Genomic DNA, 25,768 nt, shown 5'->3' with positions numbered 1-25,768 from the left:
CTCCAGATGAAACCTATGCCAAGAAAAGCAAAAGCAAGGGATGCCGGGGCCACGCTGAGCGTCGATACGGTCAGCAAGACGCCGCTCCAGGGCCGCAGCAAGGCCTCCCTGGAGCGCATGCTCGTCGCCGCCGAAAAGCTCATGCTCGCGCGCGGCAGCGAGGACTTCACCCTCCAGGACGTCAGCCAGAGCGGCAACGTCTCGATCGGGTCGATCTACCTGCGCTTCGAGAGCAAGGAAAACCTCGTGCGCGCCGTCATCGGCAACCACCTGGCCAAGATGGCGCTCGACGAGGACGCGATGATCGAGAAGGTGCGCGCCGGCGCCACCTCGCTCACCACTTTCGTGCCCCGGTTCGTCGAGGGCTTTGCCGAACTGCTCAAGAAGCATGCCCCGCTCCTGCGCCTGAGCATGCAGCGCGCCTCCTTCGACCCCCTCGTCTCCGAACCGGGCCGCGCCAGCGCCAACCGCGCCGCAGCAATCTGCATCGAGGCCATGCTCGAATATCGCGGGAGTTCAGCGGCAACGACTGCCAGAAGAAGGCCAACGCCGCCTACCAGATCATCTTCGCCACGCTCGCAAGGCAACTCAGCCTCGGATCCACAGGCGAAGCCGTGCACCAGCAGGACTGGAACGAGCTCAAAACCGAACTCGGCAACATGTGCCTCGCTTACCTCACTGCCGAATTGTAATTTGCTGCAGGCGGCATGAATGGCCGCAGCTTTCCGGGCCTTCGGACCTGATTTCAACGACCGGAAACGATCATGGGGATCGGCGAATTTCGGCGATCCGTCCCAGCGCGCCATGATGGGCGTTCGTCATTCTTCAGGCACATCGCGCCGGGTAATGGCGGGTCGGCAAAAACGCGTCTTCCCGCTCGTCTTTTGGTAACCGTAGGACCCGCGCTAACCTAGGTTCTCGATCAGTCGGAGAGCCCACGCGAGACGTTTGGGTTTGAACGGCAAGTCCAGCTCGTGCCTCAGATCCCGCATGAGACGATGACGAAGCTGCCAAGTTTCAGGACCGTATCGAATACCCGTTCGAAAGCTTCGTCCACGCGGAAGTAGGGAACCTTCTCAAGCCCATCCCTATCCTTCGCAAAGCCGCCGCGCGCCGTTGCGCCAAGTGCTGCGTGTGGTCTTGCGTGCCGAGGCAGATATTACTATAAGAATCATAATTATATTTATAGGGAGAGTTCTGCTATGTTGCGAATGTCACGACAAGTCGCGGAGGGCGAAGCCGCGCCGGATTTCGATCTTCCGGATACTCTCGGTAACCGCAGAACTCTGGCTGAATTCGTAGAGAAGCCTGCCCTGTTGGTTGCATTCATCTGCAACCATTGCCCTTTCGTGCTGCATGTGATCGACGAGCTGGCCGCATTCGCCCGCGAATACGAGCCGAAAGGGCTTCAGGTGGTGGCGATCTCGTCGAACGATCCAGGCGAATTTCCCGAGGACGATTATGCGCACATGCGCCTCTTCGCTCAGGAAAGAGACCTCCCCTTCCCCTACCTCCACGACGAAAGCCAGGACGTCGCGCTTGCCTACGGCGCCATCTGCACGCCCGACTTCTTCCTCTACAACGGGGAGCGCAAGCTTGTTTACAACGGGCAGTTCGACGCCAGCAGGCCGAAGATAAACCGCCCGCCGGTGCCCGGTCTCCCCCCGCTCAGGACCGACCTTCCGGTGACCGGTGAGGACATGCGCCGGGCAGTGAATGCGGTGCTGGCCGGACAGGCGGTTCCAGAACCCCACCATCCCAGCGCCGGCTGCTCGATCAAGTGGAAGGAGGGCAAGGATCCGTGGTGGGGCTGAACCGGCGCAACACGTCGACTGTCTGGCTGCCCTCCGCCGCGGTCGTGCTGCAGGAGCGCGGCAGCGACTACATCGCTGCGATCGACGACGCTCCCTGGTCGCAAGGCCACGGCTTTCACCGCGGTTTCTTCTCCAGCTTCCGCATAAGGGCGGGCAAGAACGTCTGGTTCCATTTCCCGCTCCCGACGCCGACCGAGGCCAATGGCGTCCAGCGTGCGCTCGATGCCGTGATGCTCATGTGGGAAGTGATGGACGCTGCACAAATCAACTGGATCGTGCTGCAACATGGAGGGATGGAGCGCATTCCGCTGACCGAGATCGGCAATGAGCCGCCTTTTGAGAACGTTCCGTTCGACCCGCCCGAGCTATGGCGCGAATACTATCCCAAGGTAGCGCGGCGATTGACCCGGATCGCCATGGAACAGCCCCTACCGCTGCGCTTCGGGCTGCAGCTGAGCGTGGGCATACAAGCGGCCGATGGCGATGGCACCGTCCGTTTCTACGGCGCGGGCGCCGCATTCAGCGACTACAGCTGACCGATTGTAGAGGCATCCCGGGTTCTGGTCGAGGCCCGGGATTACTCGCGCACGGCGCGCAGTTCGGCGAGTTTCGCGCGGATGGCCGCCTGCTTCTCCGCGGAAATGTCGAACCGGCCGACCAGCCATGCCATCAGGCCGCCGGCAACGACGATCAGTCCCGTCACGAACCAGGCAAGTGCCTCGACCTTGCCCGGCGGGACCTGCTCCACGGGAAGCCCGGCCGGAAAGTCGATAATCCCGAGAAACGAACCGGCGAGCAGAGCGACCATGCCGCTGCCGACCTGCAAACCGATGAACATGAAGCTGGCGACCAACCCTTGCTGCGGCAGCCCCGTGTTCGCCTCGTGCTCGTCCCCGACATCGTAGGACATCGTGTTGAACGGAACAACATAAAGACCGTAGGCCAGCCCGCCCAGCACCCGGAAAATGAAGACGAACGTGCCGATCGCCACACTGGCTGGCGGCGGTGAGAGGCCAAGCAGCGGCAGCAGCACGGCGGCGGCCTGTACCACGAAGAAGGCGACGAGCCCGCTCACCATCGCAAAGCGGGTGCCGACCAGCTTCATCCAGGCTGGCGCTAGGAACATCGCAGTGATCGAGCCGAGCACGCCCGCAATCAGCAGACGCTGGGTGGCTCCGGGGTCGAGCAGCCAGAAATATGTCGAAAGATGCAGCGTCAACTGGTTCACGACCGAATTGGTGAACAGCACAAGGAGCGTCACCATGAGCAGCCGCCCGACATTGGGCGTCGTGCGAATTGCGGCCATGAGCCGGCGCAGCAATTGCGGCACTGTCTCGATGCTGGTGTCGCGAACGAGTTCGCGGTCTTCCGCCTCGACCTCGCGCATCCGGGCACGCGTACCGAGCAATCCGACGATCATCAGCGCCGCGCCAAGCAATGAGACGAAAAGGCCGAAGCCAGGATAAGGCTCGGGATTGAGTTGTGGCTTGGCGTACTCGGCGGACGGCACGAAAAAGACCGCGAATGCGACCCAAGGAACCGTCAGCACCGCCAACTGGTTGCCCATGTTGCGCATGACCGAGATGATGTTGCGTTCGGCCGTGTCGCGGGTCAGTTCACCGCCCATCGCATAGGCGGGAACGGTCCAGAACGAGATGCCCACGCGCGCCAGCAGGCCGGTCGAAAGCAGCCAGGCGAATATCTGCAACTGCGACATGCCGCCCGGCGGATTGAACACCATGGCAATGCCGAATGCGTATGGCAGGATCGCCGCGACCATGAGTGTGTGACGGCGACCTAGAGGAGCCTTGTCCATCCGGTCTGACAAGGCGCCGATATAGGGATCGACCAGAGCGTCGAAGACCAGAATTACGGCAAGCGCCGCGCCGATGGCGAAGCCGCCAAGCCCTACGACCTGACTGTAGAAAAACAGGACGAAGGCATCCCAGGCGAAGCTCTTGATGAGCTCCGGCATGGCGCAAGCCATGAAGGAAAGGCGGGTACCCCAGCCCAGGCGTTTGGTTTCCAACGTGATGATCCCTCTCCCTCAGCTTTGCGCTTGTTATTGTGTTGCGGCAGCCGTCTATTCCGTAACGAGCGCCTCCCAATCGACGCTCACGACGATGCCGGGATCTTCAACCGAGCGCGCGACGCGCAAGGCCACGCGATCGCCCAGCGGTTCCCAGCCACTGCCTTGCCACATCACGAACTGGCGCCGGCGTAGCGGCAGCACGACGCGCCTCTCGCTGCCCGGCGCGATCTCGCATTTTGCAAAGGCCACAAGCGTCGGTTCGGGTTCGTCGCGATAGACCTGGACGACTTCGCTGCCGACACGATCCGAGATATTGCGCAGGGTGACGGCCACGATGTCACCTTCCACGCGTGCATCGCTCCAGGCAAAGCGGGCATAACCTTCTCCGCTGCCGAAGGCGTGTCGCGCCCTTGCGCCGCTGCAGGCGATGGCGCGGTAACCGAAGCGGGTCCCCTCGGCATACTCGAGCACGCCGTCGGCATCGGGAACCAGGTTCATGCCCGAATAATCCGATTCTGCCCCGGCGATCGTGACCGGCATGCGGCCGCCCGGCTCGCGCTGCCCGGAGAGAACTTCGGCAATCGCCTGGGCGAAACCCTCGCCCGGGTACCAGGCTGAGATGAGCGCCGCTGCGTTCTCGTCCCAGCTGGTGTCGAAGGCATGACCGACATTGGCGATTATAGCGGTTCGCGGATTGGCTGCCAGGACGCGTTCGATCAGTTCAAGTTGGTCGGATACGAGCAGCGTATCGGCGCGGTCCTTGCTCTCGACGCTCGAGTCGGACGTCTCACCCACGAACAGGAATACCGCGTCTGCCTCGGCCGCTGCCGCTTCGGCGCGAGCCAGAAGTTCCTCGCGTCCATCGGGGCCGCGAACGCCGTACCACAGGCCCTGCACGCGCGCGGGCCGGTAATGGAACTCGATGACAACGTGCACTTCCCTGCCCGCGGCGAGTTCGACACTGGTGCTGGTCGCATCGCCCGATTTGAGCTTGCCCATCACGTCCTTGGCTTCGATCTCGCTCGTCGCCAGGACCGGCTCGCCGTCGACGAACAGCCGCGCTTCGCCGGTCGCACCAAGGTAGAAGGCATGCGCTCCGTCCTTCTGCGGCGTGAAATAGCCGGAAGCCCGAACCGAACCGCCCTGATCGAACGGCCCCTGTTCGTGGACCCCCACGAACCAGACAATCGAATTGGTGTTGCGCGTTTCTTGCGTGAGCGGTTCGCCGCTGCAATCGGTGCTGGCGAAGTATTCGAGCGTCATGCCAGCAGTGCAGCCGTCGCCGATGTCCTGCGCCGGCCTTGCCGGCATCGACGGCAAGCGCGGCTGAGGATCGACGCCCGGCTCGAACACCACTTGCGTGGCGCCCTCGTAGAGCGCGGCGATGGCCTGCGCAGGCGTTGCAAGGTCGGGCGAAACCGAGATCTTCGCGAAAGTCCCGCCCTGGAAGCAGGGAGCAGCGGCATTCGGTCCGATGATCGCCAGTCGCTCGACCGCGCCTGGCTCGAGCGGGAGCATCTTGCCTTCGTTCTTCAGCAGCACGAAGCCGGCCGCCGATGCCTCGATCAGCAGATCCCTTGCCTGCTCGGCAGTATAGGGCATGCTCTTGGGACCGGTCACCCTGCGTGCCGTTTCGGCAACGCGGCGCGCGGCGTCGTCAAGGCGCTCAAGGCTCACCTGGCCGGCTTGCACCGCCTCCCCGACATGCGCACCCATGAAGCGCGCCGGTCCCGGCATTTCCAGGTCGAGACCGGCATTGATCGTGCCGAGTGTGGAATGCGTGCCGAACCAGTCACTCATGATGACGCCCTGATAGCGCCACTCATCCTTGACGATGGTGGTCAGGACATGGTGCTGTTCACTGCACCAGCTGCCATTGACCTTGTTGTACGCAGCAAGCATTCCTGCGCACCCGGCCTGCGCTGCCATTTCGAAGGGCAGCAGATAAACTTCGCGCATGGTGCGTTCATCGACGTGTACGTCCACGCGGTCGCGTTCCGTCTCGCTATCGTTGCACACCAGATGCTTGGCGATTGAACCCGTGCCGGTCGACTGCAGGCCGCCGATCCAAGCCGCCCCCAGCACACCGGCGAGGAAGGGGTCTTCCGAGAAGTACTCGAAGGCGCGGCCCGCCAGGGGGCTGCGCGCGAGATTGATGTTGGGTGCAAGTACCGCGTCGATGCCGCGATCGACCGCTTCGCCTCCGACAAGGGCGCCGATACGCCTTGCCAGATCGACGTCCCAGCTCGCACCGAGGGACATGGCGCAAGGGCTAAGCGCGGCAATGTCCCGCTCGTCGACTTTGCCGCTGGCAATGCCCATCGGGCCATCGCTCATCGTGAACGAAGGTATGCCCGCTTCCGGCACGGCGGCAGTTCGCCACATGGCCGCTCCGCTGGTGAGGGACGCCTTCTCGGCGGTGGTCGGCTCGCGCATGCGCTGATCTCTCGATTTCTTGAAGAAAAGAAGCAGGGCGGCGACTCACCGGGAGGAGAGGTCGGGGAAGCCGCCGCCCGTACTGGCTTAAGCAGCCAGATCCAGTTCCTTGGTATCCTTGGTGGTCGGCACGAATGGCAGGTAGGAAACCCGCATGCGCACCGCGAATTCGATCTTGTGCTTGCCGGGCGTCAGGCCGCCCTCCTTCAGCGCGATGATCGTCGCTTTCTCTCCGAAGTTCCAGCGGTCGTCATAGACCGTTTCCATTTCATCGAGCGTATAGGTCTTGCCGCGAACGGAGAAACGCACGTCCTCGCGCGCGATCTGCTCGCCATCGACGCTGACCTGGATGTCCTCGACCATCGAGAGACCAAGGCCGCGGTAGTATGGCAGGCGGCCCAGGAAGCTGAAGCCAACGGCCTTGCCTTCTTCCACAACGTTTTCGAACTGCTCGGTGCAGATCATCTTGTTGTCCATCATGTCGCAGTCTCCTTAGGCGGCCACGGGGGTCTTGAGAGTGGGCACGGTCTCTTCGCCCAGAAGACGGGCGAGCATGACCTGCTGACGACGGACCTGCTCGACGGAGTCCGGCTCCTGAGCGTCCTCGATCCAGCGGTTGCCTTCGTATTCGGAGCAGATATAACCCTTGTACCCGCCCTGCTGGAGCACCTTGACGATCTCGTCGTAGGGAATGGACGGTTCCACGTAGTCTTCGTCCATCTGGTAGAACTTGCCGTGCACGTTATGGATGCGGCCCATGTAGTCCAGCATCCGCTTGGGTTCGAAGGCTGCGTTGTGACGCAGCGTCTCGGCCATGCCGAGGGCAGGTCCCTCTCCGCCCATCTCGCGCACATTGAGAATGACGTATTCGGAGAGGACCCGGTCCTCGTAAGCCTTCTCGATGTAGTCCGCGATGTTCTTGGGAACGCCGATCCGCAGGAACTTTTCCTTCCAGACCGGCGGGAACTTGAACAGGAACATCCCCATGTCCGGCAGGAAGCCGAGCGCGTCCGAACCGCTCTTTTCGAAGGCTTCCGCGTGTCGGATGATCCAGGGATGGTCGAAGTGCAGCGGGGCGTGAACCTCGATCAGGATCTTGATGCCCTTCTCTTCGGCATAGGGCGCAGCGGCCACGAGCACGCTGGGCTCGATCGAAACGAGCGCGCGGATGTACTTCATGCCGAGGCGGGCACCGAAGTCGATGTCCTTCTTCACGCTGGCTACCTGCTCATCGAAGGGCATGATGCGGCCCTTGTAGCGCTTGTAGTCCAGCATGAAGTCATGGCTGACGGACACGCAGTCGTACTTCTTGATCAGCTCATGCCAATTGGCGACGGCGGCATCCTCGACGCCGACTTCGGGCCAACCCCAGAATGTCTGCTCACCGATGATCTCGATGCCCTTCGCACCGAGCTCGGCGCTGGTGCGAATGCAGTCTTCCAGAGTCATCTTCCCCTGGAAGGTTTCGTTCTGATAGCTGTAGAGGCTCACGCCCCGCTTGATCTGATTACTCATGCTTCTTCCCTTTCGCGAAGCAAGTGGCACTCGTTTACGAAGACGGGGGAAGCAATCGCCGCAAGATCTGAGGAGCCGATTTGGTATCGACGCCCAAATGGCCTGCTGGCTGCCACGCTCTCCCCTGGGGCTGAAACCCTAATTAAAATTACCGTTCCCATATATAGCCCTCTCAGTCAAGGCGTAATCCCCGACCTGGAGGCGACCGGTGTGAGATCCGGTTCTACATCGGCCAACCGGGTGTCGCTTCAGACGCCCAGCGCCTCGCGGGTCTTTGCCAGGGATTCCAGCGCAGGCAGGGTTGGGCGATACTCGAGTCCCAGAGCCCCAACATAGCCAAGATCCTTCAGGTCCGCGACAACACGCTTCCAATCTATTTCACCTGTGCCCGGCTCGTTGCGGCCGGGCATATCGGCAACCTGCACATGCTCGATGAGATGCATGCGACCTTCGAGCACCGCCTTGAGATCTTCGCCCATGACCAGCGAGTGGTAAACATCGTAAAGCACCTTCAGCCGGGGGCTGCCGATTTCCTCGACGATGTCGAGCGCAAGACAGGTGCTGTCGAGGTACATGCCAGGATGCTCGACCTTGGTGTTCAGGGGTTCAAGCACCAGCGTCACGCCAGCTTCCTCCGCCAGGCGTGCGGCCTCGCGCAAGACCTTAACGGCTTCGGCCCGATGCTCTTCCAGCGAGACACCCTCACGCAGGAAGCCAGATGCCACGATCAGCGGCGGCGAGCCGAGCCTTACTGCCGCTTCAAGCGTTCCGCGCACAGCCTCGAGCATTTCGGCATGCTGTGCAGGGTCAACGATCGAGCGTCGCGGATCGACGCAGAATCCAGTCAATTTCGAGCCGGTTTCCTCCAGCGCCTCGGCAATGCCGTCGACATCCTTGTCGCGCCAAAGATGAAATTCCACCAGGTCTATGCCGGCCTTGCTTGCGGCGCGAATGCGATCTGGCAGTCCGACTGTCTCGTCCCCGAACTGCCATTCGATGCAGGCTGAAAGTTTCATGTATTGTTTCCTGTTTCTTGCACTCGACCGGCTGGTGGGGAAGGAACTCCCCTTCCCCACCGCGTCGGATCAAAAATCGATGCCGACGCGGACGCCGTAGGTCCGCGGCGTGCCGAACTGCCAAGTATAGACGTCATCCGGACCGGCGGCGACATACGAAGCATACGTCAGCGGCTTCTCGTTCTCGAGATTGCGGACAAATGCCTGGACACTCCAGCGCTCGTCCTGCGGCTTGTAGAGCAAAGTGAGGTCGGTCTGGGTGAAAGCCTTCTGCTTGCTGTCGCGATAGTTGAAGATATCCGTGAAGTACGAACTCTTGAACTTGGAGAACACGCTGGCAGTCAGGGTTCCGGCGCTGCCGAAATCGAAGATGTGATCGTAGCCCATGGTGATGACGAACTTGGGCGTCTGGGGCGGCTTGTTTCCGGCTAGGTTGGGCTGGACGATATTATTCGGGTCGGGATCGAGATCGCCGACGCCGATATCACCGCAACCGACGCAGTAGACGACGTAGGAAGCCAGCAGATCCTTGTATTCTGCATTCGTGTAATTGAACGAGGCATTGAAGAAGTTGTGTTCGTCGAGCCCGATCGAGAGTTCGGCTTCCGCACCCCAGATGACCGCCTTGCCGGCATTGAATATCTGGCCACCGATGGAATTGTCCAGCAAGACCGAAACTTGCAGGTCCTTGTAGTCGTAATAGTAGCCGGCCAGGTTGAACTTGTGCTGACCCATATCGCCGAAAGTCAGCTTCGAGCCGATTTCGTAGGCCGTGTTCGTCTCCGGATCATAGGCGCCGACACTGTCGAAGCCGCCCGCCTTGTAGCCGGTCGACACCTTGCCGTAGATAAGGGTGTCGGCATTGGGCTTGTAGTTCAGGCCGGCAAGCCAGGTCACCTTGCTACCCTTGGCTTCGAGGTCGAGTTGCGAGGGCGCATTCCCGGTCTGCTCCACAGGTCCCGAGTTGAACACGAACCCGAAGTTATCGAAGATGCCATTACGCTTGTCATGCGTATAGCGCAGGCCGCCCACTGCAGTCAGCGTAGAAGTAAGCGGCACGTCGACCTGGCCAAAGGCTGCCCAGCTCTTGGCCGTCACATCGCGCCGGAAGGCATTGATGAAGCTGCCGTTGGGGCCAATGAAGGGGCTGAAGAGGCCGCGTGAATTGCGCAGATTTTCGTGGAAGTAGAACGCACCGGTTTGCCACTCGATGCCGCCCGTCGTCCCGTTCAGGCGCAGTTCGTGGCTCTGCGTCTTCGTACGATTGAAGAAGTCGTAGAAGTAGTATGCCGGGGCCAGCGCAATGTCCGCGTCCTGGTCGGTAACCCGGTATCCGCCGGTATAGGTCACGATCGCCGGTCCGAAGTCATAGGCAACCTTGCCGCGCACGACTTTCGATTCCTGCTCGCTCGGGCTCACGCCGGTAAGCGGGGCATCGTAGCTGTCGCGGTCGATAGTCGACAGGAAGTTGGTGTTGCTCGGGATGCACTGGACATTGGGTGTCAGCGGCGCGACTTCCTCAAAACCATTGAGCGAGCAATCCGCGCCCGGTCCGTTGCCGGCAGCATTGAGGTCGGTCCACGCATTGGCAGCCAGGATGCTGTCCACCTTGACGTACTCGCCAGCCAGGTCGATGCGCAAGCCGTCCGCGGGTTCAAGGCGCAGGCTCAGGCGCCCTGCCTTCTTCTCCGACGAACCGCTGTGCGCATCGATATTCGGGTGGTAGAAATAACCGTCATGCCTGTCGTAGAGGCCCGACAGGCGGATGCCGCCGATACCGGCCAAAGGCACGTCGACGCCACCGTCAAGCGTGATCTGGTCATAATTGCCGTATGTCCCTGTCAGATTGACGGCAAAGACGTCGCCGGGCTTGCGGGTCACGAAGTTGATCGCGCCGCCCGTGGCGTTACGACCATAGAGCGTGCCCTGAGGACCGCGAAGAACCTCGACGCGTTCCATATCGAACAGGGATACACCCAGGACATTGGCGCGGTTCAGATATTCACCATCGATATTGATCGCGATGGACTGATCCTGCGCTTCGTCGTTCGAATTGGTACCGACGCCGCGAACGGCAACGCGGGTGAACACGGTGTCATTCGTGATATTCAGCGCCGGGGCGACACGATCCATCTGGTTGAAGTCGGTGACGCCCGCCTCTTCCAGCTTCTCGCCCCCAAGGACGCTCATCGCGATCGGAACGTCCTGCACGTTCTGTGCGCGGTTCTGCGCGGTCACGATAATGACGTTGGCATCAAGCGCGGGCGCCTTTTCGCCCTGCGATTCCTGAGCGAACGCCGGCATTGCCAGAACCGCAACCGCACTACCCGCCAGCATTGCAGCCCTGAATTTAAGAGATTTCATTCAGCTTCTCCCATGTATACCTGGTTATTTCGAACGCCAAGGGACTGCGCCCCCACATGGCGTTGTCAGACTGTGTTGGCCCAGACAGGCAAACGTCGCCTGTCTTGCGCGGACCAGCTGCCAATTGTCTGAGATTTTCGTTGCCCGAGACCCTATTTCGTCCCCGGCACGGCGAAATTAAGCGACTTGCATGCCCTCCAGCGCCGGCATGACCTTGCTTGCCATGAGTTCGAGTGTCCGGTTCCCGAAGGCGAGGCGCTGGTCGGTCAGCGGACCGGTCGTAGTACCGCAAAGGATGTTGCCGATCCCCAGCTCCTGGTACGGTCGGAGATGCTCGATGACCGTTTCCGGCGACCCATAAAGACACCAGGTCCCGATATAATCTTCATCCAGAGCGCTGGGCGTGCGATCGGTCTTGGTATTGGCCTCGTCGCTTTCAGCGCGGCGGTTGAAGGCATTTTCGCGATCAACCGCATCCTGGTAACCGCGCAGGATGATCTCCAGCTCGTCACGCGCCTGCTCATCGGTCTCGGCGATGTGTACAGCCTGATAGGTATGCGTTGTCCAGTCGAGAGCCGACTTGATGGTCGCCTCGTCGTGCCCAGCTTCGTTCAACATGCCCCTGTAGATCTCGAACCACTTCTTGACGTGAAGGAACGGTTCCGTTCCGCCAATCTTCGGCGGCGTAAAAGCCGGAATGAACGCAGGCCAGGCATTCTCTGCCGCGCGCCGCGCGCTCGATTCCTTCATCGCGACCGGCATCAGGCGCGCGTGCCCTTCCGTGTACGGCGCTGGCGTGATCCGCTGCAGGACCTTGCCCTGGTAAGGACCGTTGTCGATCTCGACGGCAGGGTCCTCCATCCGCTTGGACCAGAGCTTTTCCGCAATGGCCAGGTTACCTTCCGAGATCGCCCCGGCATTGCGATAATCGACCGCAAAACCGATCATTTCCTCGGGCGTGGTCCCCGAACCGACACCGACCAACAGCTTGCCGTCGGTGATCTGGTCGAGAAGATTGATCCGTTCGGTCAGGCGCACGGGATGGTGCAGAGGCACTGATACGACGGAAAAGCCGAAGTGCATGTCCGGCATCTGCGCTGCCAGGTAGGCGGCGAAGATGAAACTGTCGCTGGCGATCGGCATGTAACCGTTGAAGTGATGATCGGGCAGGAAGATCGCGTCAAACCCGAGTTCGGACGCCAGTTTGGCATGGCCTTCCAGATCTTTCATCAGCTTGCGGTCCTGCTCGGGACCGAGCGAGCGGGCATTTAGAAAAACCGAAAAACGCATCGAGACCTCTCTCAAGAATCAATCAGGCGCCCAACTGGATGGACTTCCGAATCAATTTATAACTAGAATTGTCGTTATAGTTACTAGGCGAAGCCGCGGAACTGTCAACATAGTTTTCAGCCGCAAATTGGTTTTCCGCTGCAAAATGATACCCGGCATCCGACGAGCTGATCGGCCCATCGTCTCCACCGCGTGCAAAGGCGTGAAGCCCGAAATTCAGGGGCGACGCACATCTCCCGGAAAGCCTCGATCAAGGCGGAAACCGGCAAGACAGATCGTGCAGCTCCTCTCAGAACGAGAATTGCACCTCTGACGGTCGCAACGCCCAAAGCGCCGCCTGACCGAACGACCAACTTCGCTTCCTCGTGCGGAACCGACATGATGCTCCTCAACTCAGGCAAGATGATCGGCGCACCAAGACCCATACACGCCATACTTCCGCACCGGCTCTGTGCGAGATTCCCCGTTCTCCGGGCAGGAGCGCGCTCGGAAAAGCCGCGTCTCGCGGCAGGCAATAGCAGGTCCGGTTGAAGCAGGAGCGCGCTGCGGTTCGGTGATCCTTGCCGGGCACTCTGCCTCCAATGGACGGCTACCCGCTGCGACGTAATTCCCATGATAATCAGATAGCGCCTTCGCGCAGCATCTTGACTGCGGCATCGCACGCGCGCGCTGTGAGCGCCATGTAAGTGAGCGACGGATTCTGACAGGCCGACGAGCTCATCTGCGCGCCGTCGGTGACGAACAGATTGGCTATGTCATGCGACTGGCTCCATCTGTTCAGCACCGAAGTCCCGGGATCCCACCCCATGCGCGCGCCGCCCATTTCGTGAATGGCGGTTCCGCCAGGCCCCGGACGATCGAATCCCATGATGACCTTGCCACCGGCAGCGGTCAGCATTTCAGCTGCTTCGGTCTTTGCCTGTGCCAGCGCGGCAAGCTCCTCCTTGCCGAAGGCGAATTCGACATTGAGAAGGGGAAGCCCGCGCTCATCGGTTTTCGCGTGATTGAGCGTGAGTCGGTTTCGTGCCCGCGGGATGCAGTCGGCGAAGCCAACCAGGACAGCCCGCCATGGTCCGATCGCGTGCATTCGGTTCTTGAAGTCTTCGCCGATCCCCGCTTCTCGCTTCGCTCTTGTCCAGGTGCTCTGCATGGCGCCGCCCTGGAACGAGAAACCTCGTGTGTGACCTTGACCGTCCATTTCATCGAGATTGCGATAGCGCGGGATGATGATCCCGGTCGGGCGATTGCCAAACGTCGTGCGACCCTCGAAACCGGGCATGAGAGCGGCGGCTGAGAGGGTGTTGGCATGGTCCATGATATGCGTCCCCAACACACCGCTGGAATTGGCAAGACCGTGCGGCATGGATTCGCTTGCCGACTGCAGGAGCAATTGAACCGAATTGAACGCACCTGCATTCAGGAAGACAATGCGCGCCTTTGCAGACTTGCGCTCCCTGCTGGCGGTATCGATCCATCGCACACCGGTGACGCGCCTGGTCTTCGGATCGAAATCCACCTGTTCCACAACAGCGTCCGTTACCACCGTCAATCGCCCGGTCGCCGTAGCGGCAGGCAAGGTGGACGATTGGGTCGAGAAATAGGCTCCATAGGAGCAGCCGCGAGCACAGATGCTGCGGTATTGGCAGTGCGCCCTGCCCTGCTCCGGCTTCGCCCGGGTCAGATTGGCCGTGCGCCCGATGGTCAGGCAGCGCCCGGGCCACCGCTCAGCGATCACTTCCCGCAGATGCTGTTCGACCACGTTCAGCGCCATGGGTGGCTGGAACTTGCCGTCGGGTAATTGGGCAAGGCCCTCAGCCGCACCGGAAACGCCGATGAATTCCTCAACGTGGTCATACCATGGAGCAAGATCGGCATAGCGGATCGGCCAGTCGGTGCCATGTCCATCGCGCTTGTTCGCGCCGAAATCGTAATCCGACCAGCGATAGGACTGCCGCCCCCACGTCAAAGAGCGACCGCCGAGCTGATAACTGCGGAACCACGTGAAATCGGTGCCGGCAGCCGTGGAATAGGGATTAGCCTTATCGTTGACGAAATGATCTTCGGTAAACTCGGTGAAATGCCGATTCAGCATCTGCACCGGGTACTCCCGCTCGTACATTTCAATGTCGCCGATGCCCCGAAAGGGCATTTCCCAAGGAGCCTTGGTCTCCCGCTCGTAGTCGACCTGGTGGCTGATATTTCGGCCGCGTTCCAGCATCAGGACCTTCAGGCCCGCCTCGGTCAGTTCTTTGGCGGCCCAGCCACCGGTAATACCCGAGCCGACCACAATTGCGTCAAATTCCATCATTGATTCCTCAACCAAAGTCCACTGCGGTCCAGTCGCTGGAAAAGGCCCGATCGCCAGGCTCGAGGGGCAGGTTTGGATCCCAGCGCCCCGGAGTAAGCTCGTAGCGGAGATCCTGCGAACCGCCGACTTCAGAGGTATAATAGCCCGTCAAGATCAGGGCCTTGATCGTTCGCCACGGATGCTGTGGGTTGTCCTGTGCGAAGCCCTCGGCATCCAATGCTCGTAACAACTCGCGCCGGTGATCGGGAGAAAGGGTCATGAAATGCCCTTTGCCGCGAATGCCAAGCTCGTGCTCCAGCCACTGGAGATGCCGCAAGGAGCCGTCTGGTCTCCTGAAACGCGCCAGAACAGGCAAGGCCTGGGCCGACATCGGCGCACGCGATCCTTCGAGGCCGTGAGCCAGGGCGAGAATGACAAAATCGCCGACGCCAAGCTCTCCTGCGCCAGCGGTATCGGTCCTGGGGATCACAATATTGCTGACCTCGGCTATCAGGCGGCGCTGGAGGTCCGTTGCTTCATCCAGATCTTCCGGTCTCGACAGATGCACAGCTGCAGCAGGAATACCCAGCGCCAATGCCAACATGGCAAAGACACCGGCAAATTCCCTGCGCCGAATCCCTGCGCCTGCACCGTGCGTCATGATCGCCATAATCTCCCAAATCCCGCCTCCTGATGGCCGGGGACGATTCTCATTATTATAATTTTGGTTTTAGTTATAGCCTAAAATTGGCGTCGATCATCCCGAAAAAGGAGAAGGGGCAGAGACTGGCTCCGCCCCTTCCTGAAAATTGGACAATTCGTTCAGAAATCGGCGCCCACCCGGATGCCGTAAGTCCGCGGCGCACCGAATTGCCAGTTGAAGATGTCATCCGGTCCGGCAGACACAAAGCTGCCATAGGTGAGCGGTCGCTTGTTCTCGATGTTGCGGACGAATGCCGTCACGCTAAACCGCCCGTTCTCCGGCTTGTACTCAAGACTCGCGCCGGATTGCGTGAAAGCCCGCTGCTTGCCATCGCGGTAGTTATAGAAATCGGTATAGTAGGCACTCTTGAACAGGGTATCCATCCGGGCAGTGACCTTGCCGGCAGATCCCAGATCGAACACATGATCATATGCCATCGTAATGATGAATTTCGGAGAGAACGGGGTCGTGTTCCCTGCAAAGTCGGGCTGCTGCACTCCCGGCGTGTTCGGATCCAGGTCGCCAATACCGTTAAGATCGCATCCGACGCAGACCACGTTGAACTGGGCGAACAGCTCATCGTATTGCGAGTTCAGGTAATTGAAGCTGGCGTTGAAGTGATCGTTCTCGCTCAGTTCAATGGCGGCCTCAGCTTCGACACCCCAAATCGTTGCCTTGCCGGCATTGAAAATCTGATTACCGACGTTGGTGTCAAGCAGAACCGATACCTGCAGGTCCTTGTAGTCATAGTAGAAGCCGCTCAAGTTGAACTGGTGCTGCCCCCTGTCACCGAAGTTCTTCTTGAGGCCGACTTCGTAGGCTGTGTTGGTCTCAGGCTTGTAGGTGCCAACGGAATCGAACCCGCCACCCTTGAAGCCCGTCGTCGCCTTCGCGTAGACAAGAGTCATCGGGTCCGGCTTCCAGTTGAGCCCGGCAAGCCATGTTACCTTGCTCTCCCGACTGCCCAGATCGAGTGTCTGCACATAGGCAAGGTCGGCGAAGTTCTTCCGGTCCGGACCGGCACCAAGGAGCGCGGGGTCTGGCGGACCATTCCCGAAAGGCGCTGCATTGAGGTAGAGCGCCGAGCGCTTGTTGTGGGTGTAGCGCAAGCCACCGACAGCGGTTAGCGTATCAGCAAGCGGCACTTCTACCTGTCCGAATGCCGATGCACTTTCACTATCGACCAAGCGGCGGAAATAGCTGAGGAAGGTTGCCGGGTCGGCAGGCGATCCACCGAAGATGAAGGTCGGCAACAAGAAGCCGCTTTCACGTACCAGCTTCTCCTTGAAGTAGAATCCGCCAACCTGATAGATGACCCCGCCGATCGTGCCGTTCAGGCGCAATTCGTGGCTCTGCGTCTTGGCATCGTCCTGAAACTGGTAAGAACGATAGACCACGGGCAAGGTCAGGTATTCGTTACCCGATGGGTCGCCCTGCTTGAAGTTCCGGTAGCCTCCGATGTACGTCAGCGTCGCCTCGGGCGCGAACTCGTAGGCTACTCTGCCCCGCAAAGCCCAGGTCTTCTGATCGAGCCCTGAACCTAGCCCATAGAATGGCGCATCGTATTCACCGCGATCAATCTGACTCAGCAAATTGGTGCTTGAGGGAACACAGAGGGTCAAACCGTAGTCCGGCGCCACGGTTTCGAAGCCCGCTGCATTGCAGCCCGGCCCGGTGGGACCGTTGCCCGGAGCATTGAGATCTCCCGCCGCGAAGATAGCCGGTCGGAAGTGCCGCTCTGCATATTCGCCGGCCAGGTTGATCGACAGGGCATCGGTGGGGTCGAACCGCAGCGAGAGACGACCGCCGTAGGACTTGTTATCGTCAGAGCGACCTGCGTCATAAGCGGGAAAGACAAAGAAGCCGCCGCCTGCCGGATGCTTCACATATCCGTCGCGATCGTCATAGAAACCCGCGACGCGCACACCGGCCATGTTGCCGATGGGCATGTCGACGCCGGCATCCAGACGAATGGCGTTGTAGTTGCCATAGCTGGCCGTGGCGTTGACCCCGAATTCCTTTCCAGGCTTGCGCGTGATGAAATTGACCGCGCCACCCGTCGAGTTTCGTCCGTAGAGCGTGCCTTGAGGCCCGCGCAGCACTTCGACCCGTTCGAGGTCGAACAGGGCGACGCTGAAGGCATTGGGACGATTGATGTACTCGCCGTCCACATTGGCGACGACTGAGGTATCCTGCGCTTCGTCGATTGAAGTGGTGCCAACGCCGCGGACAGTAATCTTGACCTGCCCCTGATCTTCGTTGATCTGGACCGACGGTGAAATCTTACCGAGATCGCTGGCATTGCTGAAGCCGGCCTGCGAGATCTTTTCCTGTCCGACGACATCCATTGCAATGGGAACGTCCTGGACGTTTTCAGCCCGGTTCTGGGCCGTAACGATTATGATATTGCTGTCATTCTCTTCTGGCGACCTTTGTGCAAAGGCCGGCGCTACGCTCACCAAGCCAGTTGCAACCAGGCTTGCGCCGCCCATAAGCATTGCTCTTTTAGTCAAGAACATCCCCTACCCTCCCTGCGTGTTCAAACGATTTACTTCGATTGAAATATTATTGCTGTTCTAATAACGTCAGCGACGTCCGACTGTCAAGCGAGCGCCAAGCTCACTGCCTTCGGTATCGCAGAAAAATGCTGTCGACAAAACAAAAATCAGCATTATAGTTTTAAGTGAATGGGGCCGAACGAGTCTCGGGAACCAGATGACCAGGCCCGGTCGATTGACCGGATTTGCGCGTAATCATTGGGAGAATGCAGTGAACCGCAGACCTTTGAATAGGTTAGGTACCACAGGCTGGCGGCGAGAGACGAAACGGTGACTCGCGGCTCGACGATTGCCCGCGGGGCCAAACTCTCTTTCATAGAGCGCATCAGCTACGGCTTCGGGGATTTCGGCTACAGCCTACCGTATAACGCCGTCGGCGCGTTTCTGCTCTATTATTACACCGTAGTTGCAAAGATGCCGGCAGCGGCCGTGGGCACAATCTTCCTCACCGCAAGGCTTTTCGACGCCGCCGTCGACATGGGAGTAGGCGTTCTTGTAGACAAGACGCGCACGCGGTGGGGCCAGGCCAGGCCCTACATTCTGTTCACTGCTGTGCCCTACAGCCTTGTCTTCATCATGATCTTCATGGTGCCCGACTGGGGTGAATACGGCAAGCTCGCCTGGGCATTCGTCTCGTTCAATCTTCTGGGCATTCTGATGTCCTTCGGTTCGATACCTTATACTGCCCTGCTTCCGATGATGACGCCGGACACGGGAGAGCGCTTGAAGCTCAGTTCCATGCGCTCGATCGGGACTTCGATTTCCGTCATCATGGGCACCGCGGCAACGATGCCGCTCGTCTCGCTGTTCGGCGGCGGGGATGAACAGAAGGGCTTTCTTTGCGTTGCGCTGCTATTTGCGGCACTGTCGCTGATTGCACTGCTTTCACTGTTCCGTAACTGCCATGAGCGCCATGAACGTGCCGAGGCGCCCGACTTTCCCATCCTGCCGGCCGTCCGCGATATGCTGCGCAACCGCGCCTGGTTGGTCGCCTTCGTGTTCACCCTTCTCTATTTCGTGCGCTTCGGCGCCATGATCTCCGTCACGGCCTTCTTCGCGATCGATGTCCTCAGAAAGCCCTGGATGATCTCTTTCATGCTGCCGGCCATTTCGGGAATGCTTCTGCTCTCAGCATTCATCGCGCCGCCCATCCTGTCACGAACGGGGATACGGGCAGGCTGCGTCGGCGCGCTTCTCGTATCGATTGGCCTTTTTGCACTACTGCCGTGGCTCGAAGCTGCGCCGTTTGCTTTTCTTGCCGTCTATTTTACCGCTTCCATCACGACTTCCCTTACGATCACCGCCATTTTCACGATGATCGCGGAGGCCGTGGATTTCCATGAGCTTCTCTTCGGCGTACGCTACGAAGGCCTGCTGTCAGCGGGGGTGAGCCTGGCAACCAAGATCGGCATGGCAGTGGGATCGGCGGCCATCGCCTACTGCCTGGCTTGGGCCAGCTATTCGCCCGATGCAGTGAGCGAAGAAGCGCGCAGCGTGATTCGCTGGTCTTACTATGGTTGGCCAATCCTGCTTCTCACCCTGCAACTCATCTGCATCCTGTTCTGGCCCATGGGCCGGGCGAACAAGCCACATGGCGAAACCGCCGAGTACGACCAATTGGACTACGTTTCCGCGCAGTCCTGAGATTCCACTATACGGGAGAATCGAGTGAACCTTCTGAAAGGGGCAGCAACCGCGGCTATCATTGCGATGCTCGGTGTTCCGGCCATGGCACAAGTCATCGTCCATCCGCCTTATCGCCCCCCCGAGACCGTGCAGCGCGTCGCGATCCCGGTCGATCCGGCGGAAAAGCGGCTCAAGGTCCTGATCATCAGCGGGCAGAACAGCTATGAGCACGACTGGACCGGCGTTGACAACATGCTGCGCACACTGCTTCAGGACAGCGGCCGCTTCGACGTAAGGGTAACCGAGGATTTCGATCATGGCAGCCTTGCCTTGCTGAAGTCCTACGATGTCGTTCTCCTCAACTATTCCTCGCGATGGGTTTACGACGACAAGGAGGAGCATCGCTGGTCGCCCGAGGCTGAAAGGGCTCTCTTCGATTATGTGAGGCAGGGCGGCGGCCTGGTCGCCTATCACTCGTCATTCACATGGGGCTACAATTGGCCCGAGTACCGCGAACTGGTCGGCGCCGTCATGGAGCCGGGCACGAGCAGGCGATCTCCACCCGGGGCATTCCCGGTGCATATTGTCGACAGGCAGCATCCGATCACGGCAGGCATGCGCGAGTACGTCTGGACCTACAACGATGACATGTACACCAACATGAGCTTCGCACCCGGCGCCAAGATCCACGTCCTGGCTACTGCGCACGATGCCGCGGCGAGTTACGACCCGAAGCTGGCTGGCCCAAAGTATCCGGCAAGTGCCTACACCAAGGAAAAGCTTGCAAAGATGGAGGGCATCGATGCCGATCATCCTCAAGTGTGGACGCAGGACTACGGCAAAGGACGCGTCTTTTCGATCACCATCGGTCATGACGAAGTATCCCTGCATTTCGCCGGACTTCAGACACTGATCCTGCGCGGAACGGAATGGGCCGGAACTGGCAAGGTGACGCTTCCCGTGCCTGAAGATGCGGCGGACTATTCAACCACTCCGTAATACAGGGGCAATGTCGCATCCCACACGTGGGGGTTCCAATAAAGAGAGGCCCACCCTGCCACACAAGGCAAGGTGGGCCTTTTCCGCAAACGCCCCTCGAACTCTTAGTACGCGAAGGTTTCGCTAAACGTGCGATAGGGTTCCGGAGGCCTCGCTTCCAATTTCTGCGCGGTGTCGGTGCGGTAGGTATTGTTGAGAACCGAGGCCGGGCCGTCAGGCTTGGGCATGAATACCGGCTTGCCATCATCACCCATGTACATGAGATCGAAATTGAACGGGTCGTCCTGGGCTGCTGCGGCAAAAGGGATCCAACCCATTCCATAGGGCGCTCGCGCGACCTCGAAACAATGGAAATGCCAGATCTTCCACTGGCCGTCCTGCTTTATGAAGTCGATGCCGTACTTGAGGTAGACGTTGTGCATCCAGACTTTCTTGCCGTCGACCATATCCTTTTCAAACATCCAGTCAGGCATGTTCTTGGCATGCTCAGGATCGGTCAAGCCGGACTCGAGGCCATTGACAATCCATAGGCCCTTGGCCGTCTGACCATCGCCGGCCACTTCGATGATTGGCGTCGTCACATAGTGGAACAATAGCTTCCCGATCGGAGACGGCCGGTCACGGTGGTAGGAGATGATACTGTCCCAATTGGTGTAAACACCAAGGTTCGAATACTGCGCCCGGATGTCAGGAGTGCCCTTCTTGGCCCACAGATCGACAATCTGATTGTCCTGGAAAGCGTTGTGCAGGTACATGTACCGGGAGAACAGGTTCTCGACAGCCGACCGATCCGCATTCGCCTGCGCTGTCTTCTGCAATTGCGCGACCTGGGCTTCGAGAGCGGCAACCTGCCCTGGCTCGGTGCCTGCAGCCCATGCCATCTGGCCGGCAAGGCAGGTTGACGCGAGCATGCTGTACGCCCCGATCCGCCACATCACTTTCTGCAACATTCAAAATTCTCCCTCTTTGACAATTTTCATTCGCCTCGCGCCTAACAGCCCGAATACGCCAAGCAGTGCGAGCGAGAGGACACCGTTCTGCGGAAGAGCACCGAATTCTTCGTGAAGCGCATGAAAAAGCGCCGCGATCACTTGGTTTAAGACGAGCAATATGGCTGCCGCGCGGGCCACTCCCCGAGTGCGCACAGAAATCGCCCCGAGGAGAAGAATCGCGAACAGGATCTCACTAACGCCGACCACACGCCCAAGCCATTCAGGCAGCCAGATCGTCCATGCCCCGTATCGTCGCAAGTCCTCCAACGCTGTGAACGTCTTGTTCCAGCCAACGAAGATGAAGAACGCCGCGAGCGGCAATGCCAGGAGGACTGCGAGCAGGTGGCATACAGGCAGACGGTAAGACTTCATCGTTGGTTGCAAGTCCCGTGCGCTGATTTCGAGTTGCCCCCCACTTCCAGATGGGTTGCTTGCTCTTGCAGGCGACGTGGCGCGGACGTCACGTCCAATCCTTTGCGCATATGCATCCCGGCCCTCTCACACAGTAATGCTATAACTATGATTTTAGTTCAACGCGTTCGACCATTCCTGTCAATCGAAAAGCGCGTCGGCGCACGCATCCGACGGTTTGCGTCCCTTAAGATCGGCTTGATCGGCCCCAAAGCCGGTGGCGCACGGCGAAAAGCCGATCTTGGGGAATCAATATAAATTGACGTTATAGTTATAATATTGTTTGGTCGGCGCATGTCCGATCAAGCCGAAGTCGCAAAGCGCCCCAGAAAGACCACGAGCCGAACTCCACAGCAAAGCCGGAGCAAGGCGGCGCTTGAAAGAATGCTCGCTGCCGCACGCGCACTAATGCTGGAGCGCGGAAGCGAAGAGTTTACCCTGATGGATGTGGAAAAGCTCGGCAACGTCTCCATCGGTTCGATCTATCTGCGCTTCAATTCGAAGGAAAATCTGGTTCGCGCAGTCATTACCGACGCCCTGGCCCAGATCGAGGCAGCAGAAGATCTTCTGATGAACCAGTTGATGTCCAAAGCGACCAACCTTGGAGAATTCATTCCGCCATACACCGATGGGTTTGCCGAAATCCTGAAAGGCAATGCGCCGATACTGCGACTCAGCATGCAGAAGGCAGCCAATGATCCCTTGATTGCGGAATCCGGCCAGTCCGCGGCCCAACACTCAGTCATGCGATGGACGCAGGCGATCACGAATTTCTCCGATGAGATCGTGGGCCAGGCCGACATGAAGATCTTCGCGGCATATCAGATCATATATTCCGTCCTGGCACGCGGGCTGAACCTGTCCCCGAATGGTGGAGCCGAACAGCACTACCAGTGGGACATGCTCAAGCGTGAACTGGGCAAGATGGTCTTGGCCTATCTACACACGGACAACTGATCAACAGCCCCTGAATAGTCCCGTTTACGAGGGACCTCGCCCTGTCGCATCTCGCTGGCAATCAACGGGGCCGTCCTACAGGCCGTACTGACAGGACGATCACGGGATTTCTTGACCTGCAGCCCGGCGCATCTGCCATTTAGAGCAAGCACAACGCCTTGAGCTGCGAATACACTTGTTTTCACATTGCATGGGGCAAGGCGAAGCCCGGATCGCGCGCGAAGAGAAGCGTCGCGCCCAGCACGATACCCCCTGCCAGCAGTAGCGGAACGGCTAGGCCGACCTGAAGCAGAAGAAGAGCGCCCACGGCCGCTCCGGCGAAGATCGACAGTATTGCGCCGACACGGCGCTTGAGGTTTGGAGACCTTCCACCTGTCTGGTCGGCTGCGATACCGGTAATGGTAAGCGTCAGCACGGTAGTTGTCAGGTCTGGCACCTTGAGTGAACGAACCGTGGCGTTGCGCAGGCCCATCGCAAAGCCAGTCAGCGCTATTACCGAAAGCACGGCGATTTCGGGAGTCTGAGCCGCCACGTCGATCTTGGTCGAAATGGCAGCGGCGATCCACAATAGTGCTGCCTCAATTACGGCTGCCCAGAGCAGCCAACGGCGCAGCGGCAATGCGGCGTGCGCCCGCGCAAGATGGCCTGCGCACCACGCGCCGACCATGAAGGCAAACAGTGCCATGACTGCGGGCAACACCTTGAAACCCGGCGTTCCCACCGCTGCAAAGCCGAGGAAGACGACGTTGCCAGTCATGTTGGCCGTGAAGACCTTGCCAAGACCGAGCACCGAAGCGGCGTCCACGAGGCCAGTCGTGGCCGAAAGCAGCAGCAACAAACGGGGTAGAGCGAATGACTTTATGTCGGATGGTGCAATCATATCAATCTCCGAGGCGAGGCTTTGCGAGTGGCGAGTGTCGCGGTCGTTCTTGCAGGCACCGGAAATAATAAAGTCGATCTTTCACAGCGCAGGATAAGTAAGTCAGAATCGGAAATTGCTCTCCAGGCCAAGCATATGGATGGTCTTCGCAGATCCTGTGGCGCGGATGAAGGCGCCCGGCGCAAAGGCCGAAATCGAAGCGGAAAGTTCAAGTTCGGCATTGGCCTGCCACGAGACCACGCCTTCGATAAGGGTACCGATGAAGCGCGCGCGGGTACCGCCGGCGGCGCGAACCAGGTTCCCGGGAATGTCGTAAATGCCGTCCGCCGTCGAATAGCGCCAATAGGCTACCCCTGCGAGGCTGGCGGAAACCTTTGAGGAAAGCCTGAGCCCAAGCGCGGAGTAGGCGTTGACGATATTGTAAGGGCCGACCGGAGAAAGTTCCCCGAAGTACTTTCCCTTGGGAAACATCGCGTTGAAAGTGCCCAGGCGGTCGTCGCTCCGATTGCCGTCACCGCTGATGGCGTTCACACGCAGGGTAAGGTCCGGCGAGAGCGGCGCCTCCGGAAAGGCGTGGCCGATTTCGGTGCCCACCGTCCATGCGGAGATGGGGCCGCCGGCGAAGCGACCGAACTGGTAAACGCCCTCGATATTCCAGTGCCAGTCGTCGCGACTGCCGTGAAAACGGGCGCCCAGGCTGTGGCGGGCCTCCGTGCCTTCACGGTTTCCCCAGCGGGCGGCATCGCTGCGATAGCCGAGGTAATAGAGGTCGAGGCCCGGCAACACGGCATAGGCGCCCCATAGCGACTTGTCGTGCGAGGTACGGTCGTTGATGTCGCCCTTTCGCGCCTGTACCGGCTTCACCGCCAGCAGGCTAACGGTGACTGCTGCGCCCAGCCTTATGTTGGCGCGCAGGCCGTCGAAAGCAAGCGGCACGTTGGGGCCATAGCGCGTACCGATCAGGCGCTCGGTGCCCAGCGAGAGCATCTGCCGTCCGCCGCGCAAGATGACCGGGCCGAACTCGGCCTCGACAAAGCCCTGCAGCAGGTCGATGCCCGTCTGGTCGATTGGCCCCGGTGTGGGGGCGACGCTGGCCGAAGTCGAGGCGATAGGTTGCACGAAAGCGCGCAGCTTGCCAACGTGGAGATCGGCATAAGGCAGGGCGCGAAACCAGACATAGCTATCGCCGGGTGCTTCGGCATCGCCCCACAGGTTGTTATCGAGGTTCTCGTGGCGCACCCGCAGTTCGATTCCGGTCGAGAGCCAGGCATCTTCGCTGATCGGGATGTACTTGAACTGCCCTGTCCAGTGCTGATCACGCACGTCGGAGGCGGCAACGACGGACCAGTCTTCGTCGTAGCGGGTGATCGAAAGAGTTGGTGCCTGCCAGGCTTCGGTGGGCTCGGCATGCGCGGCCGCAGGCAGGAAGATCGCGGCAAGTAACACCAGCAGAAAAGACCTAGGCACTGCGCTGCGACCTGAATGCAAGGATTGCCACAAGCATGAATCCGCCGACCAGCCCCATGTGCTCGAAGAAGGCATTGGTGGCGCCGAAGCGCTCGGGTCCGGCGGGCATGGTCCAGAAGGCATTGGCGACAAGCGCGGCGAAGAAGGTGAACACCCCGAGCATGCCCGCGCCGAGCCAGACAAGGCGGTTCGTCAGGATCAGCAGCGGGCCGGTCAGTTCCAGCGCGATGGTGAGCGCCGCCCAGAGCGTGGGCGGGGTCAGGCCGAAGTGAACTTGTTCCGCGACCGCGCCCTGCCAGTCGGTCAGCTTGGTGAGCCCGCCGACGAGGTAGGCGCCCACCAGCAAGAGGCGGGCGAGGAACCCCGTCGGCGCGAAGTCCAGTACCGATGAAACGAATTTGGGCGTGTCGGTGCCGGACAT

At 60.0% G+C, this 25,768-nt stretch carries 21 protein-coding genes; 6 read left to right on the top strand and 15 right to left on the bottom strand.

Translation table 11 applies throughout. From position 1 onward, the window contains the following. Nucleotides 1–15: 15 nt before the first annotated feature. The 3 genes from PP1Y_RS04410 (at nt 16) to PP1Y_RS04400 (ending at nt 2,350) form a co-directional block, all read left to right on the top strand. The gene (locus PP1Y_RS04410) at nt 16–711 is read left to right on the top strand and encodes a TetR/AcrR family transcriptional regulator (RefSeq protein ID WP_232512252.1); all 696 of its coding nucleotides are present in this window, start codon (nt 16–18) and stop codon (nt 709–711) included. A gap of 491 nt (nt 712–1,202) precedes the next feature. Next, nucleotides 1,203–1,814 (top strand): thioredoxin family protein, encoded by a 612-nt coding sequence (locus tag PP1Y_RS04405; RefSeq protein ID WP_013836880.1) that lies wholly within the window; start codon nt 1,203–1,205, stop codon nt 1,812–1,814. Beyond that, nucleotides 1,802–2,350, top strand: coding sequence for a hypothetical protein (locus PP1Y_RS04400; protein ID WP_051009944.1), 549 nt, complete (start codon nt 1,802–1,804; stop codon nt 2,348–2,350). The genes PP1Y_RS04405 and PP1Y_RS04400 overlap by 13 nt, the downstream gene beginning before the upstream one ends. Before the next feature lie 41 nt (nt 2,351–2,391). Here PP1Y_RS04400 and PP1Y_RS04395 read toward each other — a convergent pair whose 3' ends face one another. The 10 genes from PP1Y_RS04395 to PP1Y_RS04350 form a co-directional block, all read right to left on the bottom strand. Beyond that, nucleotides 2,392–3,843 (bottom strand): MFS transporter, encoded by a 1,452-nt coding sequence (locus PP1Y_RS04395; protein ID WP_148274831.1) that lies wholly within the window; start codon nt 3,841–3,843, stop codon nt 2,392–2,394. A gap of 54 nt (nt 3,844–3,897) precedes the next feature. Further along, nucleotides 3,898–6,282, bottom strand: a complete 2,385-nt coding sequence (locus PP1Y_RS04390; protein ID WP_013836878.1) for a glycoside hydrolase family 3 C-terminal domain-containing protein — start codon at nt 6,280–6,282, stop codon at nt 3,898–3,900. A gap of 87 nt (nt 6,283–6,369) precedes the next feature. After that, a complete protein-coding gene (locus PP1Y_RS04385) occupies nt 6,370–6,762 on the bottom strand; it encodes a DUF6379 domain-containing protein (RefSeq protein ID WP_013836877.1) in 393 nt (130 codons plus the stop codon). 12 nt (nt 6,763–6,774) lie between these two features. Continuing rightward, nucleotides 6,775–7,797: a sugar phosphate isomerase/epimerase gene (locus PP1Y_RS04380; RefSeq protein ID WP_013836876.1), complete on the bottom strand. Its 1,023-nt coding sequence runs from the start codon at nt 7,795–7,797 to the stop codon at nt 6,775–6,777. Between the two features lie 248 nt (nt 7,798–8,045). Then, nucleotides 8,046–8,813, bottom strand: a complete 768-nt coding sequence (locus PP1Y_RS04375) for a hydroxypyruvate isomerase family protein (protein WP_013836875.1) — start codon at nt 8,811–8,813, stop codon at nt 8,046–8,048. Nucleotides 8,814–8,882: 69 nt separating this feature from the next. Then, nucleotides 8,883–11,177, bottom strand: a complete 2,295-nt coding sequence (locus PP1Y_RS04370) for a TonB-dependent receptor (protein ID WP_013836874.1) — start codon at nt 11,175–11,177, stop codon at nt 8,883–8,885. Nucleotides 11,178–11,354: 177 nt separating this feature from the next. Beyond that, nucleotides 11,355–12,467, bottom strand: a complete 1,113-nt coding sequence (locus PP1Y_RS04365) for an LLM class flavin-dependent oxidoreductase (protein WP_013836873.1) — start codon at nt 12,465–12,467, stop codon at nt 11,355–11,357. Nucleotides 12,468–13,086: 619 nt separating this feature from the next. Next, nucleotides 13,087–14,772 (bottom strand): GMC oxidoreductase, encoded by a 1,686-nt coding sequence (locus tag PP1Y_RS04360; protein ID WP_013836872.1) that lies wholly within the window; start codon nt 14,770–14,772, stop codon nt 13,087–13,089. Between the two features lie 10 nt (nt 14,773–14,782). Further along, a complete protein-coding gene (locus tag PP1Y_RS04355) occupies nt 14,783–15,424 on the bottom strand; it encodes a gluconate 2-dehydrogenase subunit 3 family protein (protein ID WP_232512251.1) in 642 nt (213 codons plus the stop codon). A 152-nt stretch (nt 15,425–15,576) separates the two neighbouring features. Then, nucleotides 15,577–17,805, bottom strand: a complete 2,229-nt coding sequence (locus tag PP1Y_RS04350; protein ID WP_232512249.1) for a TonB-dependent receptor — start codon at nt 17,803–17,805, stop codon at nt 15,577–15,579. Between the two features lie 480 nt (nt 17,806–18,285). On the opposite strand from PP1Y_RS04350, the gene PP1Y_RS04345 reads away from it, so the two are divergent. Both PP1Y_RS04345 and PP1Y_RS04340 read left to right on the top strand, forming a co-directional pair. Continuing rightward, nucleotides 18,286–19,659: an MFS transporter gene (locus tag PP1Y_RS04345; protein ID WP_013836869.1), complete on the top strand. Its 1,374-nt coding sequence runs from the start codon at nt 18,286–18,288 to the stop codon at nt 19,657–19,659. 24 nt (nt 19,660–19,683) lie between these two features. Beyond that, a complete protein-coding gene (locus PP1Y_RS04340; RefSeq protein WP_013836868.1) occupies nt 19,684–20,640 on the top strand; it encodes a ThuA domain-containing protein in 957 nt (318 codons plus the stop codon). A 104-nt stretch (nt 20,641–20,744) separates the two neighbouring features. Here PP1Y_RS04340 and PP1Y_RS04335 read toward each other — a convergent pair whose 3' ends face one another. Together PP1Y_RS04335 and PP1Y_RS24580 are read right to left on the bottom strand one after the other, a co-directional pair. After that, complete coding sequence (locus PP1Y_RS04335) at nt 20,745–21,590, bottom strand: nuclear transport factor 2 family protein (protein ID WP_148274829.1); 846 nt, start codon at nt 21,588–21,590, stop codon at nt 20,745–20,747. Continuing rightward, entirely contained in the window at nt 21,591–22,004 is a 414-nt protein-coding gene (locus tag PP1Y_RS24580) for a DoxX family protein (RefSeq protein ID WP_013836866.1), read from the bottom strand. A gap of 333 nt (nt 22,005–22,337) precedes the next feature. On the opposite strand from PP1Y_RS24580, the gene PP1Y_RS04325 reads away from it, so the two are divergent. Further along, nucleotides 22,338–23,000 carry a TetR/AcrR family transcriptional regulator gene (locus tag PP1Y_RS04325; RefSeq protein ID WP_013836865.1) on the top strand — a complete coding sequence of 221 codons (663 nt, stop codon included), beginning with the start codon at nt 22,338–22,340 and terminating at the stop codon, nt 22,998–23,000. A 181-nt stretch (nt 23,001–23,181) separates the two neighbouring features. On the opposite strand, the gene PP1Y_RS04320 is transcribed toward PP1Y_RS04325, so the two are convergent. The 3 genes from PP1Y_RS04320 to PP1Y_RS04310 all read right to left on the bottom strand — a co-directional run bounded on the left by PP1Y_RS04320 (nt 23,182) and on the right by PP1Y_RS04310 (nt 25,768). Further along, nucleotides 23,182–23,880 (bottom strand): YoaK family protein, encoded by a 699-nt coding sequence (locus PP1Y_RS04320; protein ID WP_013836864.1) that lies wholly within the window; start codon nt 23,878–23,880, stop codon nt 23,182–23,184. 102 nt (nt 23,881–23,982) lie between these two features. Beyond that, the gene (locus PP1Y_RS04315; protein WP_051009942.1) at nt 23,983–25,347 is read right to left on the bottom strand and encodes an alginate export family protein; all 1,365 of its coding nucleotides are present in this window, start codon (nt 25,345–25,347) and stop codon (nt 23,983–23,985) included. Next, complete coding sequence (locus PP1Y_RS04310; protein WP_013836862.1) at nt 25,340–25,768, bottom strand: DoxX family protein; 429 nt, start codon at nt 25,766–25,768, stop codon at nt 25,340–25,342. Before PP1Y_RS04310 ends, PP1Y_RS04315 begins: the two co-directional genes overlap by 8 nt.

Source organism: Novosphingobium sp. PP1Y (assembly GCF_000253255.1).
Classification (GTDB): domain Bacteria; phylum Pseudomonadota; class Alphaproteobacteria; order Sphingomonadales; family Sphingomonadaceae; genus Novosphingobium.
Note: the sequence above shows the minus strand (reverse complement) of the source record. Positions and strands in the feature narration are given on the sequence as shown.

Coding starts and splice junctions, on each gene's coding strand:
- PP1Y_RS04385 (WP_013836877.1), bottom strand. CDS start 6,762: ATGATGGACAACAAGATGATCTGCACCGAGCAGTTCGAAAACGTTGTG.
- PP1Y_RS04350 (WP_232512249.1), bottom strand. CDS start 17,805: ATGGATGTCGTCGGACAGGAAAAGATCTCGCAGGCCGGCTTCAGCAAT.
- PP1Y_RS04370 (WP_013836874.1), bottom strand. CDS start 11,177: ATGAAATCTCTTAAATTCAGGGCTGCAATGCTGGCGGGTAGTGCGGTT.
- PP1Y_RS04365 (WP_013836873.1), bottom strand. CDS start 12,467: ATGCGTTTTTCGGTTTTTCTAAATGCCCGCTCGCTCGGTCCCGAGCAG.
- PP1Y_RS04380 (WP_013836876.1), bottom strand. CDS start 7,797: ATGAGTAATCAGATCAAGCGGGGCGTGAGCCTCTACAGCTATCAGAAC.
- PP1Y_RS04320 (WP_013836864.1), bottom strand. CDS start 23,880: ATGATTGCACCATCCGACATAAAGTCATTCGCTCTACCCCGTTTGTTG.
- PP1Y_RS04310 (WP_013836862.1), bottom strand. CDS start 25,768: ATGTCCGGCACCGACACGCCCAAATTCGTTTCATCGGTACTGGACTTC.
- PP1Y_RS24580 (WP_013836866.1), bottom strand. CDS start 22,004: ATGAAGTCTTACCGTCTGCCTGTATGCCACCTGCTCGCAGTCCTCCTG.
- PP1Y_RS04325 (WP_013836865.1), top strand. CDS start 22,338: ATGTCCGATCAAGCCGAAGTCGCAAAGCGCCCCAGAAAGACCACGAGC.
- PP1Y_RS04335 (WP_148274829.1), bottom strand. CDS start 21,590: ATGTTGCAGAAAGTGATGTGGCGGATCGGGGCGTACAGCATGCTCGCG.
- PP1Y_RS04390 (WP_013836878.1), bottom strand. CDS start 6,282: ATGCGCGAGCCGACCACCGCCGAGAAGGCGTCCCTCACCAGCGGAGCG.
- PP1Y_RS04405 (WP_013836880.1), top strand. CDS start 1,203: ATGTTGCGAATGTCACGACAAGTCGCGGAGGGCGAAGCCGCGCCGGAT.
- PP1Y_RS04360 (WP_013836872.1), bottom strand. CDS start 14,772: ATGGAATTTGACGCAATTGTGGTCGGCTCGGGTATTACCGGTGGCTGG.
- PP1Y_RS04375 (WP_013836875.1), bottom strand. CDS start 8,813: ATGAAACTTTCAGCCTGCATCGAATGGCAGTTCGGGGACGAGACAGTC.
- PP1Y_RS04410 (WP_232512252.1), top strand. CDS start 16: ATGCCAAGAAAAGCAAAAGCAAGGGATGCCGGGGCCACGCTGAGCGTC.
- PP1Y_RS04355 (WP_232512251.1), bottom strand. CDS start 15,424: ATGGCGATCATGACGCACGGTGCAGGCGCAGGGATTCGGCGCAGGGAA.